This is a genomic window from Streptomyces sp. NPDC050546, assembly GCF_044457425.1.
In the GTDB taxonomy this organism is placed as follows: domain Bacteria; phylum Actinomycetota; class Actinomycetes; order Streptomycetales; family Streptomycetaceae; genus Streptomyces.
In genome coordinates this window covers 491,388-506,123 of the sequence record NZ_JBITGX010000002.1, presented here as the reverse complement: position 1 = coordinate 506,123, position 14,736 = coordinate 491,388, and the positions used below count along the sequence as shown (strand labels likewise).

General features: G+C 72.7%; 11 protein-coding genes. 7 read left to right on the top strand and 4 right to left on the bottom strand.

What is annotated here, in order from left to right; translation table 11 throughout:
• Positions 1 to 39: 39 nt before the first annotated feature.
• From ACIBK5_RS07045 to ACIBK5_RS07035, 3 genes are all read left to right on the top strand, one after another.
• Complete coding sequence (locus ACIBK5_RS07045; RefSeq protein WP_399017005.1) at positions 40 to 1,023, top strand: YbhN family protein; 984 nt, start codon at positions 40 to 42, stop codon at positions 1,021 to 1,023.
• 43 nt (positions 1,024 to 1,066) lie between these two features.
• On the top strand, positions 1,067 to 1,831 hold the full coding sequence (locus ACIBK5_RS07040) for a crotonase/enoyl-CoA hydratase family protein (protein ID WP_399017003.1): 765 nt from the start codon (positions 1,067 to 1,069) through the stop codon (positions 1,829 to 1,831).
• Positions 1,832 to 2,089: 258 nt separating this feature from the next.
• Entirely contained in the window at positions 2,090 to 3,187 is a 1,098-nt protein-coding gene (locus ACIBK5_RS07035) for a mechanosensitive ion channel family protein (RefSeq protein ID WP_399017001.1), read from the top strand.
• A gap of 4 nt (positions 3,188 to 3,191) precedes the next feature.
• Here the strand turns inward: ACIBK5_RS07035 and ACIBK5_RS07030 are convergent, their stop codons facing one another.
• On the bottom strand, positions 3,192 to 4,736 hold the full coding sequence (locus tag ACIBK5_RS07030; RefSeq protein ID WP_399016999.1) for a M1 family metallopeptidase: 1,545 nt from the start codon (positions 4,734 to 4,736) through the stop codon (positions 3,192 to 3,194).
• Between the two features lie 187 nt (positions 4,737 to 4,923).
• On the opposite strand from ACIBK5_RS07030, the gene ACIBK5_RS07025 reads away from it, so the two are divergent.
• The 3 genes from ACIBK5_RS07025 (at position 4,924) to ACIBK5_RS07015 (ending at position 9,338) form a co-directional block, all read left to right on the top strand.
• Positions 4,924 to 7,143, top strand: coding sequence for an NADP-dependent isocitrate dehydrogenase (locus ACIBK5_RS07025; RefSeq protein ID WP_399016997.1), 2,220 nt, complete (start codon positions 4,924 to 4,926; stop codon positions 7,141 to 7,143).
• Positions 7,144 to 7,261: 118 nt separating this feature from the next.
• Positions 7,262 to 8,047, top strand: coding sequence for an N-formylglutamate amidohydrolase (locus tag ACIBK5_RS07020; protein WP_399016995.1), 786 nt, complete (start codon positions 7,262 to 7,264; stop codon positions 8,045 to 8,047).
• A 67-nt stretch (positions 8,048 to 8,114) separates the two neighbouring features.
• Entirely contained in the window at positions 8,115 to 9,338 is a 1,224-nt protein-coding gene (locus ACIBK5_RS07015) for a cytochrome P450 (protein WP_399016993.1), read from the top strand.
• 22 nt (positions 9,339 to 9,360) lie between these two features.
• Here ACIBK5_RS07015 and ACIBK5_RS07010 read toward each other — a convergent pair whose 3' ends face one another.
• From ACIBK5_RS07010 to ACIBK5_RS07000, 3 genes are all read right to left on the bottom strand, one after another.
• Entirely contained in the window at positions 9,361 to 9,840 is a 480-nt protein-coding gene (locus tag ACIBK5_RS07010; RefSeq protein WP_399017303.1) for a hypothetical protein, read from the bottom strand.
• Positions 9,841 to 9,854: 14 nt separating this feature from the next.
• The gene (locus tag ACIBK5_RS07005) at positions 9,855 to 10,430 is read right to left on the bottom strand and encodes an RNA polymerase sigma factor (RefSeq protein WP_382486133.1); all 576 of its coding nucleotides are present in this window, start codon (positions 10,428 to 10,430) and stop codon (positions 9,855 to 9,857) included.
• A gap of 62 nt (positions 10,431 to 10,492) precedes the next feature.
• A complete protein-coding gene (locus tag ACIBK5_RS07000) occupies positions 10,493 to 11,923 on the bottom strand; it encodes a S8/S53 family peptidase (RefSeq protein ID WP_399016991.1) in 1,431 nt (476 codons plus the stop codon).
• A 189-nt stretch (positions 11,924 to 12,112) separates the two neighbouring features.
• On the opposite strand from ACIBK5_RS07000, the gene ACIBK5_RS06995 reads away from it, so the two are divergent.
• Entirely contained in the window at positions 12,113 to 14,680 is a 2,568-nt protein-coding gene (locus ACIBK5_RS06995; protein WP_399017301.1) for a CHAT domain-containing protein, read from the top strand.
• Positions 14,681 to 14,736: the final 56 nt, after the last annotated feature.

Sequence of the window (14,736 nt, the reverse complement as noted above, 5' to 3'; positions counted from 1 at the left end):
CAACCCGCCGTTGGCGCGACATGGGAAGCCTCTGCGGATGTGACAGCGGTACAACTCCCCGAAATCCGCCCGGGACGACTCCCCCGTCGCGTCCCGGTCCGCCGCCTGCGTCAGATCCTGTGTCTGCTGCCGCTCCTTCTCGTCACCGTGGTCGCGGTGCGGCACCGGTCGGTGCTGGCCGAGGGCTTCGCGCACCTGGGCACCGCCGAGTGGCCGTGGCTGCTGGCCGCGGTCGGCGCGACCTGCCTCACCTGGGTCGCGGCCGCCTGCACCCGGCAGGGCGCGGTCGTCGAACCGCTGCCCAAACGGCGGCTCCTCGCGACCCAGTTCGCGGCGGGCGCGGCCAACCACCTGCTGCCGACCGGGCTCGGCGCGAGCGCGGTCAATCTGCGGTTCATGACGGTGTGCGGGCTGCCGCTCGCCCGCTCCTCGGCCGCCCTCGCGCTGTATCTGCTGGCGGAGAGCATCGGCCGGGTGGCCCTGCTGGGCGCCCTGTTCCTCGCGTTCCCCGACGCGCTGCGGCTGAGCACCCTGGTTCCGGAGACGGCGTTCGGCCCGCTGCTGGCCGGTGTCGGCGTGGTGCTCGTGGTCGCTGCGGCGGTGGTCGCCCTCGTCCGGCGGGTGCGTTCGGCCCTGGTCTCCTTCCTGCGTACGGCACTGGGCGAGGCACGCTCGGTGCACACCCGCCCGGCCCGGGCCCTGGCTCTTTGGGGCGGTTCCTTCGCCTTCCCGGCGCTGCAGGCCTCCGTGCTGGTGCTGGTGGGGCAGTCGCTCGGGCTTGACGTGCCGGCCGCGCACATGGCGGTGGCCTACCTGGCCGCGACGGTCGCCGTCGCCCTGGTGCCCACCCCGGGCGGGATCGGCTCGGTGGAGGCGGCGCTGGTCGTGGCGCTGGTGGCGGCGGGCGGCCCGGCCGCGGTGGCCACGGCCGTGGTCCTGGCGTTCCGGGTCATCACCGTCTGGCTGCCGCTGCTGCCGGGCGCGGTGACGCTGGGGGCACTGGTGCGGCTGAAGGTGATCTGACCCGGGTAGCGTGCCGACTCCGTCACGCAGAAGGGACTTCACCATGCCGGTGCGGATCGAGCGTCAGGGACATGTGACCACGGTCGTCCTCTCCCGCCCGGAGGCGCGCAACGCCGTGGACGGCCCGACCGCCGCCGAACTCGCGGCCGCCTTCCGGGAGTTCGAAGCGGACGAGGAAGCGCGGGTGGCGGTGCTGTGGGGCGAGGGCGGGACCTTCTGCGCGGGCGCCGACCTCAAGGCGCTGGGCACCGGCCGCGGCAACCGGGCCGAGCCGGACGGCGACGGCCCCATGGGACCGACCAGGATGCGGCTGTCCAAGCCGGTGATCGCCGCGGTCGCCGGGCACGCCGTGGCCGGGGGTCTGGAACTGGCCCTGTGGTGCGACCTGCGGGTCGCCGAGGAAGACGCCGTGTTCGGCGTGTTCTGCCGCCGCTGGGGCGTGCCGCTGATCGACGGCGGCACCGTACGGCTCCCCCGGCTGATCGGCACCGGCCGCGCCCTCGACCTGATCCTCACGGGACGGCCCGTCCCGGCCGCCGAGGCCCACGGCATGGGGCTCGTCAACCGGGTCGTCCCGCCCGGCCGCGCCCGCGCCGAGGCCGAGGAACTGGCCGCCGCGATCTCCGCGTTCCCGCAGTCCTGCCTGCGCGCCGACCGCGCCTCCGTCCTCGACCAGGAGGGCCTGGACGAACCGGCCGCGCTCAGCACCGAGTTCCGGCGCGGCGCGGGTGTGCTGCCCGAGAGCGTCGACGGCGCCGCCCGCTTCGCCTCCGGCGCGGGCCGGCACGGATCCTTCACGGACCTGTGAGTGGAGCGGCTGTGCGCGAGGCGGATCCGGCGCGCGCGACGGTACGTCATGTGCAGTAACTCACCCCCCGCTCACCCCCGTCTCCGGTACGAAACCCCTTACGGGATGCGGCAGGATGAACGATTGTGCCGACCCCGGGTCAGGGTGGTCGGGCGCGATCGGACTTCCCCGAAAACGAGCAGGTGACTACGTGACGAGACTTCACATCCGGCCGTCGACGACGGCGTTCGCCGCTGTTCTTGACCCCGGAGGTGACCGGTGAACCGGGCGCTCACAGTGGACGACATGGTCTTCGCGGGCATCGCCCTGGCCTCGGGCCTGCTGGCGGCCTTCGCGCTGCGCATCCTGCTGCGCTGGCTTGGCGGGCACGCCGACCGCACCCGCTGGAGCGGGGACGACGTCATCGTGCACGCGTTGCGGGCCGTGGTGCCGTGGGCCGCGGTCGTGGGCGGCGCCGCGGGCGCGGCGGCGGTGCTGCCGCTGACCCGGACGGTGCAGCACCACACCAACCAGGTGCTGACCGTGCTGCTCATCTTCGTCGCGACGGTGTCGGCGGCCCGGGTGGTGGCCGGCCTGGTGCGCACCCTCACCCAGTCCCGTTCCGGTGTCGCCGGATCGGCCACGATCTTCGTCAACATCACCCGGATCCTGGTCCTGGCGATCGGCTTCCTGGTGGTGCTCCAGACCCTGGGCATCTCCATAGCCCCGATGCTCACAGCCCTGGGCGTCGGCGGTCTGGCGGTCGCGCTGGCGCTTCAGGACACGCTCGCCAACCTCTTCGCGGGCATCCACATCCTCGCCTCCAAGACCGTCCAGCCCGGTGACTACATCAAGCTCAGCAGCGGCGAGGAGGGCTACGTCGAGGACATCAACTGGCGGCAGACGACGATCCGCAACCTGTCCAACAACCTCATCGTGCTCCCCAACGGTCAGCTCGCACAGGCGAACATGACCAACTTCATGCGCCCCGAGGAGCAGCTGACCATCCTGGTGCAGGTCGGGGTGGCCTACGACAGCGACCTGGAGCACGTGGAGCGCGTGACCAACGAGGTCATCGCCGAGACGATGACCGAGGTCGACGGCGCGGTGCCGGACCACGAGCCCATCATCCGGTTCCACACCTTCGGCGACTCCCGCATCGGTTTCACCGTCATCCTGGGCGTCGGCGAGTTCAGCGACCAGTACCGGATCAAGCACGAGTTCATCAAGCGCCTGCACAAGCGCTACCGCGCGGAGGGCATCCGCATTCCCGCCCCGGCCCGCACGGTGGCGCTCCAGCAGGGCGCGACCGTCATCCCGCAGCAGCGGACCGGCGAGTTCGAGCCGGGCGACATGACGGTCGCCCGGCTCGACTAGGGCATTACAGGGTCGCCGAGTTGTCGTGGTGCCCGCTGTCCCTCCGGTTCCGCGGAGCCGTGAGGGACGGCTTCACCGGTGTCACGGTCCAGTCCGGGTGGCCCGGCATCCTCGGTGTCCTCGTCCCGTACAGCCAGTCCCGCAGGAAGCCCGTGAGGTCCTGTCCGGAGACCTCTGAGGCGACCGCGATGTAGTCCTCCGTGGAAGCGCTGGAGTCGCGGTACCGCTCCAGGAACGCGCGCTCGACGGCGCTGAAGGCCGCCTCGCCGATCTGCTGCCGCAGGGCGTAGAGGACGAGCACGCCGCCGAGGTAGCGCTGGCTGTCGAAGAGGTTGACCGCGTTGGGCGCGGCGACCGGCCCGGAGGTGTGGCGCCACTGGTCGCCGAGTGCGTACGTGTCCTTCATCCGGGCTTCCATGGTGGTCATGCCCTTGGAGTCGGGCCAGCCGCGCTCGTAGCGGTACAGCAGCCCGTAGAAGTCGGCGTGGCCCTCGTTCAGCCACAGGTCGGCCCAGGTGGCGGGGCTGACGCTGTTGCCGAAGTAGGAGTGGACCAGCTCGTGCATCATGTGCGAGCCGATCTTGCTCTCCTCCTGGAGGAGGTAGTTCGGCTTGTAGATCGTGAGGGTCTGCGTCTCCAGGCCGGTGAAGTCGAAGGCGTTCGGGTCGTCCGAGTTGCACGGCAGCAGGCCGTACGTCTCGAAGGGGTACGCGCCGAGCCGCTGCTCGACCCAGTCCACCAGGGCCGGGGTGAGCGCCAGGGCGGGTTCCAGGGCGGCGGCGCGGGCGTTGGGGACGACATCCCGCAGCGGCAGGCCGTGCGGGCCCTGCCGGTCCTTGATCACATAGTCACCGACGGTGATCTGCACCACCTCGGTGGCGATCGGCGAGCGGGAGCGGTACGTGTACGCCGTCCGGTCGCCGGTCAGCTGCTCGGTACGCACCAGGCTGCCGCTGGCTACGCCCCGCAGCCCGGCGGGCACGGTGAGGCGGAACGTGAAGTCGGCCTTGTCGGAGGGGTGGTCGTTGCAGGGGAAGACGGTGTGCGCCAGGTCCGGCTGGCAGCACACCGCGAATCCGTCCGGGGTGGCCACCCAGCCGCCGGCGGGCGGCGGGGTCCGGCGCGGGTCGGCGCCGTAGGCCACGCACACGGTGACCCGGGCCTTCGCCGGGAGCTGACGGGCGGGGGTGATCCGCAGCTTCTCGGCCACCTGCTCGAAGGCGGCCGTGCGGCCGCCGACCCGGACGGAGCGTATGTCCAGGCCGCGCGCGTCCAGGGAGAAGCGGCTCAGCGCCTGGGTGGTGCGGATGGTCAAGGTCGCGGTGGCCTCGACGAGCTTGGTCGTGGCGTCGTAGGCGAAGTCGAGGTGGTAGGCCGAGACGCGGTATCCGTCATTGCCGAGGGCGGGGTAGACGGGGTCTCCCAGGGTCTCGGCGCCCGGGGTGGCGCCGGTTCCGGGGGCCGCCTGGGCCTGGACCCCCGTGGTCAGAGCCGCCGCCGTGCCGATCAGGGCGGCCGCCGGGGCCGTCACTCTGGTGCGATATCTCATGGTCCGCTTTCGCTCGGACGGCCGGGTGGTCAGGTCCGGCCGTGGCTTGGAGTGAGTGATCTCTCTCCATGACAAAGGAGCGGGCCGATCGGTTGCCCGAAACTGGCGGCGGACCCCTGTCGATGATCGATCGCTCACGAGATATCTTGATGTCGAGCAATGTTGCAGACGTGGAGCGGAGCACCCGGTGACTGACTCGACCATCATCTATACGCACACTGACGAGGCCCCCGCCCTGGCGACGTATTCCTTCCTGCCGGTGGTCCGGGCGTACGCCGCGCAGGCGGGTGTCGCCGTGGAGACCCGCGACATCTCGCTGGCCGGGCGCATCATCGCCGTGTTCCCGGAGTACCTCACCGAGGACCAGCGCATCCCGGACGCCCTCGCGGAGCTCGGCGAGCTGGCCAAGACGCCCGCCGCCAACATCATCAAGCTGCCGAACATCTCGGCGTCCATCCCGCAGCTCAAGGCCGCGATCGCCGAGCTGCAGAGCCAGGGCTACGCGCTGCCGGACTACCCGGACGACCCGAAGACCGACGAGGAGCGCGAGATCGGCGCCCGCTACGACAAGGTCAAGGGCTCCGCCGTGAACCCGGTCCTGCGTGAGGGCAACTCCGACCGGCGCGCCCCCGCCTCGGTGAAGAACTACGCCAAGTCCCACCCGCACCGCATGGGCGCCTGGACCTCCGAGTCCAAGACCAATGTGGCGACCATGGGCCAGAACGACTTCCGCTCCACCGAGAAGTCCGTGGTGATCGCCGAGGACGGCGCGCTGCGCATCGAGCTCGTCGGCGACGACGGCTCCACCACCGTGCTGCGCGAGTCCGTACCGGTGCTCGCCGGTGAGGTCGTCGACGCCTCCGTGATGCGGGTCGCCGCGCTGCGCGAGTTCCTGACCGCTCAGGTCGCCGAGGCCAAGGCCCAGGGTGTGCTGTTCTCGGTGCACCTGAAGGCGACGATGATGAAGGTCTCCGACCCGATCGTCTTCGGCCATGTGGTGCGCGCCTTCTTCCCGAAGACCTTCGCGCAGTACGGCGACAAGCTCGCCGCGGCAGGCCTGACCCCGAACGACGGTCTGGGCGGCATCTGGAAGGGCCTGGACGCCCTGCCGGAGGGTGCCGAGATCAAGGCCTCCTTCGACGCCGAGCTCGCTGAGGGCCCGGAGCTGGCGATGGTCGACTCCGACAAGGGCATCACCAACCTGCACGTGCCGTCGGACGTCATCATCGACGCGTCCATGCCGGCCATGATCCGCACCTCGGGCCACATGTGGGGCCCGGACGGCGGAGAGCACGACGCCCTCGCGGTCATCCCGGACTCCTCCTACGCGGGTGTCTACCAGGCCGTGATCGAGGACTGCCGGGCCAACGGCGCCTTCGACCCGTCGGCCATGGGCACCGTGCCCAACGTCGGTCTGATGGCGCAGAAGGCCGAGGAGTACGGCAGCCACGACAAGACCTTCGAGATCCCCACCACGGGCACGGTCCGTCTGGTCGACCAGAACGGCACCGCGCTCATCGAGCAGACGGTCTCGGCCGGTGACATCTTCCGCGCCTGCCAGACCAAGGACGCGCCGATCAAGGACTGGGTGAAGCTGGCCGTCACCCGCGCCCGCGCCACCGGTGACCCGGCGGTGTTCTGGCTGGACGAGACCCGTGCGCACGACGCCAACCTGATCGCCAAGGTCAACACGTACCTCACGGAGCACGACACCGAGGGCCTGGACATCCGGATCCTCAACCCGGTCGAGGCGACGAAGCTGTCGGTGGAGCGCATCCGCCGCGGCGAGAACACCATCTCGGTGACGGGCAACGTCCTGCGTGACTACCTGACCGACCTGTTCCCGATCCTGGAGCTGGGCACCAGCGCCAAGATGCTGTCGGTCGTCCCGCTGATGGCGGGCGGCGGCCTCTTCGAGACGGGCGCCGGTGGCTCCGCCCCGAAGCACGTCCAGCAGCTGGTCCGGGAGAACTACCTGCGCTGGGACAGCCTGGGTGAGTTCTTCGCCCTGGTGCCGTCCCTGGAGCAGCTGGCGAAGGTCACGGGCAACGCCCGCGCCCAGGTCCTGGCCGACACGCTCGACCGCGCCACGGCGACCTTCCTAAACGAGGACAAGTCCCCGACCCGGCGCGTCGGCGGCATCGACAACCGCGGCAGCCACTTCTTCCTGTCCCTGTACTGGGCGCAGGAGCTGGCCAAGCAGACCGACGACGCGGACCTGGCGAAGGCCTTCGCCCCGCTCGCCGAGACGCTCACGGCCAACGAGCAGAAGATCGTCGACGAGCTGATCGCCGCCCAGGGCAAGCCGGTCGAGATCGGCGGCTACTACCAGCCCGACCCGGCGAAGGCCGAGCAGGCCATGCGCCCGTCCACCACGTGGAACGAGACCCTGGCGTCCCTCGCCTGACACCCGGGCCCGCAGAGGTCCACCGACTCCGCCCCGACCGGCGCACCGCCCGGCCGGGGCGGAGTTCTGCATGGGTGACCTTGCCGCACGCCACTGACCACGCCCCTGGAGCCGCCCCATGACCGATGCGCACTCCTTCGAGCTGCTGGCCGGGGACGGCCGCTCTCCCGTGATCCTGCACGTCCCGCACTCCGCACGGGAGATACCCGACGACGTGCGCGCGGGCATCGTGCTCGGTGACGAGGAGCTGGAGCGGGAGCTCGACCACATCACCGACGCGCACACGGCGGAGATCGCCGAGGTGGCGGCCGGGCTCGCGGGGGTGACGCCCTGGCGGTTCGTCAACCGGCTGTCGCGGCTGGTCGTCGACCCGGAGCGGTTTCCGGACGAGCGGGAGGAGATGCGGGCCGTCGGGATGGGCGCGGTGTACACGCGGACCACGCACGGCGGTGTGCTGCGTCCCGAGGGCATCGATCCCGAGCCGCTCGTGGAACGGTACTTCCGGCCGTACGCGCGGGCGATGACACAGGCCGTGACGGACCGGCTGGCGGCCACCGGGCGGGCCGTGATCATCGACGTGCACTCCTACCCGAGCCGGAGGCTGCCGTACGAACTGCACGGGGACGGACCCCGGCCGGCGGTGTGCCTCGGCACCGACCCCTTCCACACGTCGCCGGGCCTGCTGGACGCCGCCCGGGAGGCGTTCGGGGAGACCGGGCTCGACAGCCCGTTCAGCGGAACCTACGTCCCCCTGGAGTTCTACGGGAAGCGGCCCGAGGTCGCCGCGCTCATGGTGGAGATCCGCCGCGACACCTACATGACCGAGCCGGGCGGTCCCGCCGGGGCCGGACTGGAGCGGCCGGCCGGCGCGCTGGCCCGTCTCGTCGACGCCGTGTCCCGCTGAGCGCCGGACGTCACCGGCTGGAGCACTCCCGCGCGACAAGCGGCGGGGGCGCGACGAGGGTGGGTGCATGACGGAGGAGACCACCACGCTGACCGGCCGGGAGCCACCCCCGGTACGGGACTGGCCCGCCCTCGACCTGGACGGGACGGAGTTCGACCCGGTCCTCGCGGAGCTGATGCGCGAGGGGCCGCTGACCCGGATCCGGCTGCCGTTCGGCGAGGGCTGGGCATGGCTGGCCACCCGCCACGACGACGTGAAGCTGATCACCAACGATCCGCGGTTCAGCCGCGCGGAGGTGACCGGACGTCAAGTGACGAGGATGGCACCGCACTTCAAGCCGCGGCCCGGTTCGCTGGCCTTCGCCGACCAGCCCGACCACAACCGGCTGCGCAAGGCGGTCGCCGGGGCCTTCACCGTCGGTGCGATGAAGCGGCTGCGGCCCCGCGCCCAGGAGCTGCTCGACGAGCTGGTGGAAGGGGTCGTACGGGACGGGCCACCGGCCGAGCTGATCGAGCGGGTGCTCGAACCGTTCCCGATCGCCCTGGTCAGCGAAGTGATGGGCGTGCCCGCCGCCGACCGGGAACGGGTGCACACCTGGACCCGGCAGATCATCTCCACCTCGGGCGGGGCCGAGGCCGCCGACCGGGCCAAGAACAGTCTCTACGGATGGATCACGGAGACGATCCGCTCCCGCGCGGACAGCGCAGGCGAGGACGTGTACTCCCTGCTGGGCGCCGCCGTGGCGCGTGGCGACCTCGAGGAGACGGAAGCCGTCGGCCTCGCCGGTCCGCTGCAGATCGGCGGCGAGGCCGTCACGCACAACTGCGGGCAGATGCTCTGTCTGCTGCTCACCCGGCCGGAGCTGCGGCAGTGGTGGCAGGAGCGGCCCGAGGCCCGCGACTCGCTGCTGGACGAGTTGCTGCGGTACATCCCGCACCGCAGCTCCGTGGGCCTGGCGCGGATCGCCCTGGAGGACGTCGACCTGCACGGGCACCGCATCCGCGCGGGCGACCCGGTGTACGTCTCCTACCTCGCGGCCAACCGTGACCCGGACGTCTTCCCCGAGCCGGACCGGATCGACCCCGGCCGCGCCCCCAACCCGCACCTGGCCCTCGGCAACGGACCGCACTACTGCACCGGCGCCGTCCTGGCCCGCCTCCAGACCGAACTCCTGCTCGGCACCCTGCTGGACCGGCTCCCGGGCCTGCGCCTCGCGGTCCCCGCCGACCAGGTCGAGTGGCGGCGCAGAACGATGATCCGGGGACCCCGGACGCTGCCGTGCACCTGGTGACCCGGGGCCCCCGGCCCAGGACCTAGGCCCGCAGCCACTCCGTCACCACCACGTCCCCGCCGGTCCGCAGCCTCAGCGCGAACGGGCCGGAGAGCGGTGCGTCGCCGGTGAAGCGGCCCAGGTCGTCGGCCATGAGCGGGGCGCCGGGGCGGGGACCGCCCAGGACCTCGATCCGGGCGGGCTGCGGTGGCAGCACCTGTCCCAGCAGTCCGTGCGTGGTCACCTCGACGTCGACGGTCACCTCGCCCGCCCGGAAGGTCAGCATCCGGGGCGCGTCGGTGACGCCCCGGACCGGGAGGGCGTCGACCAGCGAGTCGAAGGTCAGCTCGGCGATCCGGGCGTCGAGGTCGTGCAGCGCGTACGCGTCGACAGCGAGCTGCTGGAGCTCCGCGGGCACCGGGTCCAGGACGGCGGCGGCCTGCCGCAGCTCCTCCTCCAGCAGCCCGGCGTCGAACTCCTCGTCGCCCCAGTCCTCTTCACCGAACAGCTCGTCGTCGTTCATGCCGTTCGTGTCGCTCATATCGCCCCCCGTGCTTCGAGCCGGGCCCGCAGACGCCGCAGACAGCGCTGACGCAGCGGCCCGATGCTGCCCACCGCGATACCGAGCGCGGCGGACACGTCCTGATAACTGGGCGGCGGCGTGGCCATCAGCACACGCAGCAACTGCCTGCACCGCTCGCCCAGTTCCTCGAACTCCTGCCACAGCCGCCGAACGCGTTCGCTCTGCGCCGCGGCCTCCTCGGAGTCGAGCAGCGACTGTTCCGGCGTGCCCTCCTCGCTGACCCGGTCCAGGAGCTGGGGATCGTCCGTCAGGGTCAGCCGTTGCGAACTCCGGATGACCTTGAGGCACTCGTTGCGCGCCGTGCTCGCCAGCCAGGCGCCCGCCTTGCCGGGTTCGCGGATCCGCCCGAGGTGCTGGGCGAAGCGGAACCACGCGGTCTGGTACACCTCGTGGGCGTCCGCGTCGGAGAGCCGGTGGGCCCGCACCACGGACCAGACCAGCGGGCTCAGCCCCTCCACGAGCGCCTTCCAGGCCGCCGCGTCGCCGTCGGCGGCCGCCTGGACGAGCGCGCCGGCATCAGTACGGTCCACGGCAGCCCCACCCCTCGAGTACGGCAGGTCATGGTACGCCGTGGAGGGGGCGGCTTCGGCCCTCACGAGCCGGGGACCAGGCGCACGACCGGGACCGGGCGCCAGGTGGGCGGACGCAGCGCGGGAACGTGCGCCCCGCGCACTTCGGCGAGCCCGGTGTGGGCCGCGAGCAGTTGCCGCCGGGCCGCGCGCGGGTCGGTCTCCTTGTGTTCCGTCATATGCGCGGCGACCATGCCCGCGGTCACGGGGGTGGCGAAGGAGGTGCCGCTCCACTGCGCGTACCCCTCGAACATCACCTGGTCCGGCTTCGCGGCGGCGGTCTCGTCGCTCAGCACTCCGGTGTGGCGGGGGTGCCGGCAGGTGCAGCCGTAGCGGAACCCGTAGCGGCAGGAGTCGTACGTGGAGTGCTGGTACACGTACGGGACGGGTGTCTCGAAGCCGGTGAGGGCACTGGTGAGGCGCTCGCCGGGGGCGTAGACCCGTACCCAGGGGCCGTGGTTGGTGAAGCAGGCGCCGAACTCGCCGTCGCTGCGCAGGGCGCCGACCGAGAGCACGGAGTCCTCCCAGCCGGGCAGGTCGGCGTAGGCGGCGGGCCAGAACGGCGTGGCGCTGCCGTTGTTGCCCGCGGCGGCGACCAGCAGGGTGCGCTGCTCGCGCAGTTCCCGCATGAAGTTCTCCACGCCGAGCAGGCCGTCGGTGCGGCCGTTGGAGGTGCCGGCGGAGAGGCTGAGGACATCGGGCCAGCCGCCGGCGTCGACGGCCTCGAAGAGCTTCTCGCCGAACTCGGACTCCAGGATGGCGCCCGCGTCGTTGAGGCTGCCGCGCACGGTGATGTCGGTGTTGGGCGCGACGGCGGCGACGAGCCCGGCGATGAACGTGCCGTGACCGACGTACTGCTGGAGGATGCCCCGGTCGTCGCACTCCTGGACCTGGGCGTCGCCGCCGGTGTGGGAGAGCAGGCCGCAGGAGCGGTAGTCCTTCATCAGCCCGGTGTCCACGACGAGGACGCCGACGGCGGTGTCCGGGGCGTACGCCGTCTCGGCGGGCGCCGGGTTGAGCGGCTCGCTGAGCGGGACGGGGACCGGTTCGTCGCCGGGGCAGGCGTTGACCGCGATGTGGACGACATGGTTGCGGGCGGCCATCCGGTGCCCGGCCCGGACCTCCCGTTCGCGCACGGAGCGCAGCGCCTGCGCGACGGCGCGGTCGGCTTCCCGGCCGCCCTCACCGGGGTCGCCGACCCGGATCCGGGTGATACCGCTGCGGTTGGTCCGCGGGCCGGCCCGGCGGACCTGGTCCTGGTCGAGGTCGGGTGCCGCGGTGAAGTGCGCCCGTACGGTGTCCTCGACGATGCCGGCCTCCTCGCCGTCGCGGACGAGGACGACGCCCTTCTCGTACATGAACTCGGCCGAGTCGTCCGGGCCCATCGCGAGGGGGACGTCCGGCATGGAACGCTGGATCTGGTCGAACTGCTCGTGGAATCGCTGAGGTGCCATGGCGGGTCCTCCCACTGGGCGACGGCATCGGTCGGCGCGGCGGAGCGGTCGTCGGTACGCGCCGATCCTCCTCGACATGAGCCGCGGGGCGGTCATTTGATACAGCGCCGAACCTGTGGGGTGTGGTCGGGGGCCACTACCATCCGAGGAGTGACAGCGGGAAACGACTCGGTTGCGGCGCTGCTGCCGATGGTGTTCGCCGATCCGGGCGAGGCTCTCGCGAGGGCCCGGGCGCTGCTCGACGCCGATCCCGACCCGTCGCACGCCTCCGTCGCCCATCAGGTGATCGGCATCTGGCAGCGGGACTTCGGCGATCTGCGGCTCGCGCTGAACCATCTGCGGCGGGCCCGGGACTTCGCGGCGCGCGCGGACTCGGCCGACCGGGAGGCGGATGTGCTGGCCACGCTGGGCGTGGCGCTGGTGCACGCGGGCCGGACCCGGGAGGGCCTGGCGGCGTTCGAGCGGGGAGTCGCGCGGGGCGGCGGGCACACGCGGGCGCGAGTGCTGTACCGGCGGGCGTACGTGTGGTGGGTGCTCGGCCGGCATCGCGAGGCGCTGGAGGACGTACGCCGGGCGGTTCCGGTGCTGCGGCAGGCGGAGGACGTGATCTGGACGGCCCGGGCACTGACCCTGCGGGCGACCGTGCATCTGGCGCTGGGGTCGGTGGAGCGGGCCGATGCGGACTTCACCGCGGCCGAGGCACTGTGGGACACCACCGGCCAGGAGCACGACAAGGCCGACGCGGTGGAGAGCCGGGGGCTCGCCGCGTTCCGGTCCGGTGACGTGCCGGTGGCGCTGCGGCTGCTCGACGAGGCGGAGGAGCGGTACGCCCGGCTCGGCACGCCGACCTTCATGCTGAACATCCGGCGCTGCGAGGTGCTGATGGCGGCCGGGCTGGCGCCCGAGGCGCTGGCCGAGGCGGACGCGGCGATCAGGAAGCTCGACGGGATCGGCGGGCAGTCCACGCGCAAGGCGGAGCTGCTGCTGGCCGCCGCGCGGGCCGCCCGGCTGGCCGGGGATCCGCACACCGCGATCGCCCGTGCCGCCCTCGCGGTGCGGCTGTTCGCCGGGCAGCGGCGCACCTGGTGGGAGACGCACGCCCGGCTGGTGCTGATCGAGGCGCGGCACGCGGCCGGGCGCGGTTCGGGCCGGCTGGTCGCCGACGCGGCCGCGGTGGCGGAGAAGCTGGCCTCGTTCGGGGCGCCGGCCGCGCCGGAGGCGTCGCTGCTGGCGGGCCGGATCGCGCTGGGCCTGGGCTGGACGGCGGACGCGGAGCGGCATCTGGCCGTCGCCGCCCGCAGCAGGCGGGCCGGTCCGCCGCTGGCGCGGATGACGGGCTGGGCTGCCCAGGCGCTGCGGGCTCGGGCCGCCGGATCGACCCGGGGTGTGCTGGAGGCCTGCCGGCGGGGTCTTGACGTCCTGGACGACCACCGGATGACGCTGGGCGCCTCGGAGCTGAGGGCGCGCGCCACCGAGCAGGGCGCGGAGCTGGCCGCGCTCGCCCAGCGGGCGAGTCTGGTCTCGGGCGGGCCTCGGCGGCTGCTGGTGTGGAGCGAGCGCTGGCGGGCCACCGTGCTGTCCACCGCGCCGACCCGGCCGCCCGCCGATCCGGAACTGCTCAGCGGCATGACCGCGTTCCGCGAGATCGCCTCCCGTGCGGAGGCCGCCCGGATGGAGGGCCGGCCGGTGCCGGCGCTGGAGCGTGAACAGCGCCGCCTGGAGCGGGAGATCCGGTCCCGGACCCTGCACATGCGGGGTGCGGCGCCCGGGGACGGGGACCGCTTCGACGTGGGCCGGCTGCTGGAGCGGCTGGGCGACGAGGTCCGGCTGGTGGAACTCGCCGTGCTCGACGGGCGGGTGCAGGTACTGCTGTGCGGGCAGGGGCGGGTGCGCAGGTTCGAGGCCGGGCTGCTGGCCGAGGCCGTGACGGAGGCGGAGCACGTGCAGGCCGGGCTGCGACGGCTGGCGCATCCCGGGGCCGAGGCTCGTCTTCCGGTCGTGGAGGCGGCCGGGCGGCGGCTGGAGGAGCTGCTGCTCGGCCCGGCGGCGACGCAGCTGGGCGGCGGCCCGGTGGTGGTCGTGCCGCCGGGGCGGCTGCACCGGGTGCCGTGGGCGCTGCTGCCGTCGCTGCGGGAGCGGGTGCTCAGTGTGTCGCCGTCGGCGGGCAGTTGGCTGCGTGCCGGGGAGACCGTGCCGCCGCCGGACGGCTGCCATGTGCTGGTACGCGGCCCGGGCCTGGCGACGGGCGGCGCCGAGGTGCCCGAGCTGGCCGGCCGGTACGGCTGCGCGACGGTCCTGGAGGACGGCGAGGCGCGGGTGCCGCGCGTGCTGGAGGAGCTGGACGGGGCGGCGCTGGCGCATATCGCCGCGCACGGCACGTTCCGCGCGGACAGCCCGCTGTTCTCGTCCCTGCGGATGGCCGACGGGCCGATCGTCGTGCACGACTTCGAGCGTCTGGCCCGCAGCCCGTACCGGATCATCCTGTCCTGCTGCGACACCGCCCGCCTCGCGTCCGTCGGGGCCGACGAACTGCTCGGCCTGGTCACCGCGTTGCTGCCGCTGGGCACGGCCGGGGTGGTGGCGTGCAGCGCACCCGTCAACGACGCCGCGGTGGTGCCGCTGATGCTGGCGCTGCACAAGGGTCTCGACGCCGGCCTGTCCCTGGCTGAGGCGCTGCGAGACGCCCGGGCCGCCCTGCCGGGCGACGCACTGCACCAGGCCACGGGGTGGGCGTTCTCGGCGTTCGGAGCGGCCTGAGGGGCGGCTGGAAGGGTCGAGCTTAAGGAGGCGAGCTTGAGGAGGCGGGCTTGAAG

Bases quoted from the DNA above. Each gene is read 5' to 3' on its own strand.
- ACIBK5_RS07010 (WP_399017303.1), bottom strand. From the start codon at position 9,840: ATGAACGACGACGAGCTGTTCGGTGAAGAGGACTGGGGCGACGAGGAG.
- ACIBK5_RS07000 (WP_399016991.1), bottom strand. From the start codon at position 11,923: ATGGCACCTCAGCGATTCCACGAGCAGTTCGACCAGATCCAGCGTTCC.
- ACIBK5_RS07015 (WP_399016993.1), top strand. From the start codon at position 8,115: ATGACGGAGGAGACCACCACGCTGACCGGCCGGGAGCCACCCCCGGTA.
- ACIBK5_RS07020 (WP_399016995.1), top strand. From the start codon at position 7,262: ATGACCGATGCGCACTCCTTCGAGCTGCTGGCCGGGGACGGCCGCTCT.
- ACIBK5_RS07040 (WP_399017003.1), top strand. From the start codon at position 1,067: ATGCCGGTGCGGATCGAGCGTCAGGGACATGTGACCACGGTCGTCCTC.
- ACIBK5_RS06995 (WP_399017301.1), top strand. From the start codon at position 12,113: ATGGTGTTCGCCGATCCGGGCGAGGCTCTCGCGAGGGCCCGGGCGCTG.
- ACIBK5_RS07030 (WP_399016999.1), bottom strand. From the start codon at position 4,736: ATGAGATATCGCACCAGAGTGACGGCCCCGGCGGCCGCCCTGATCGGC.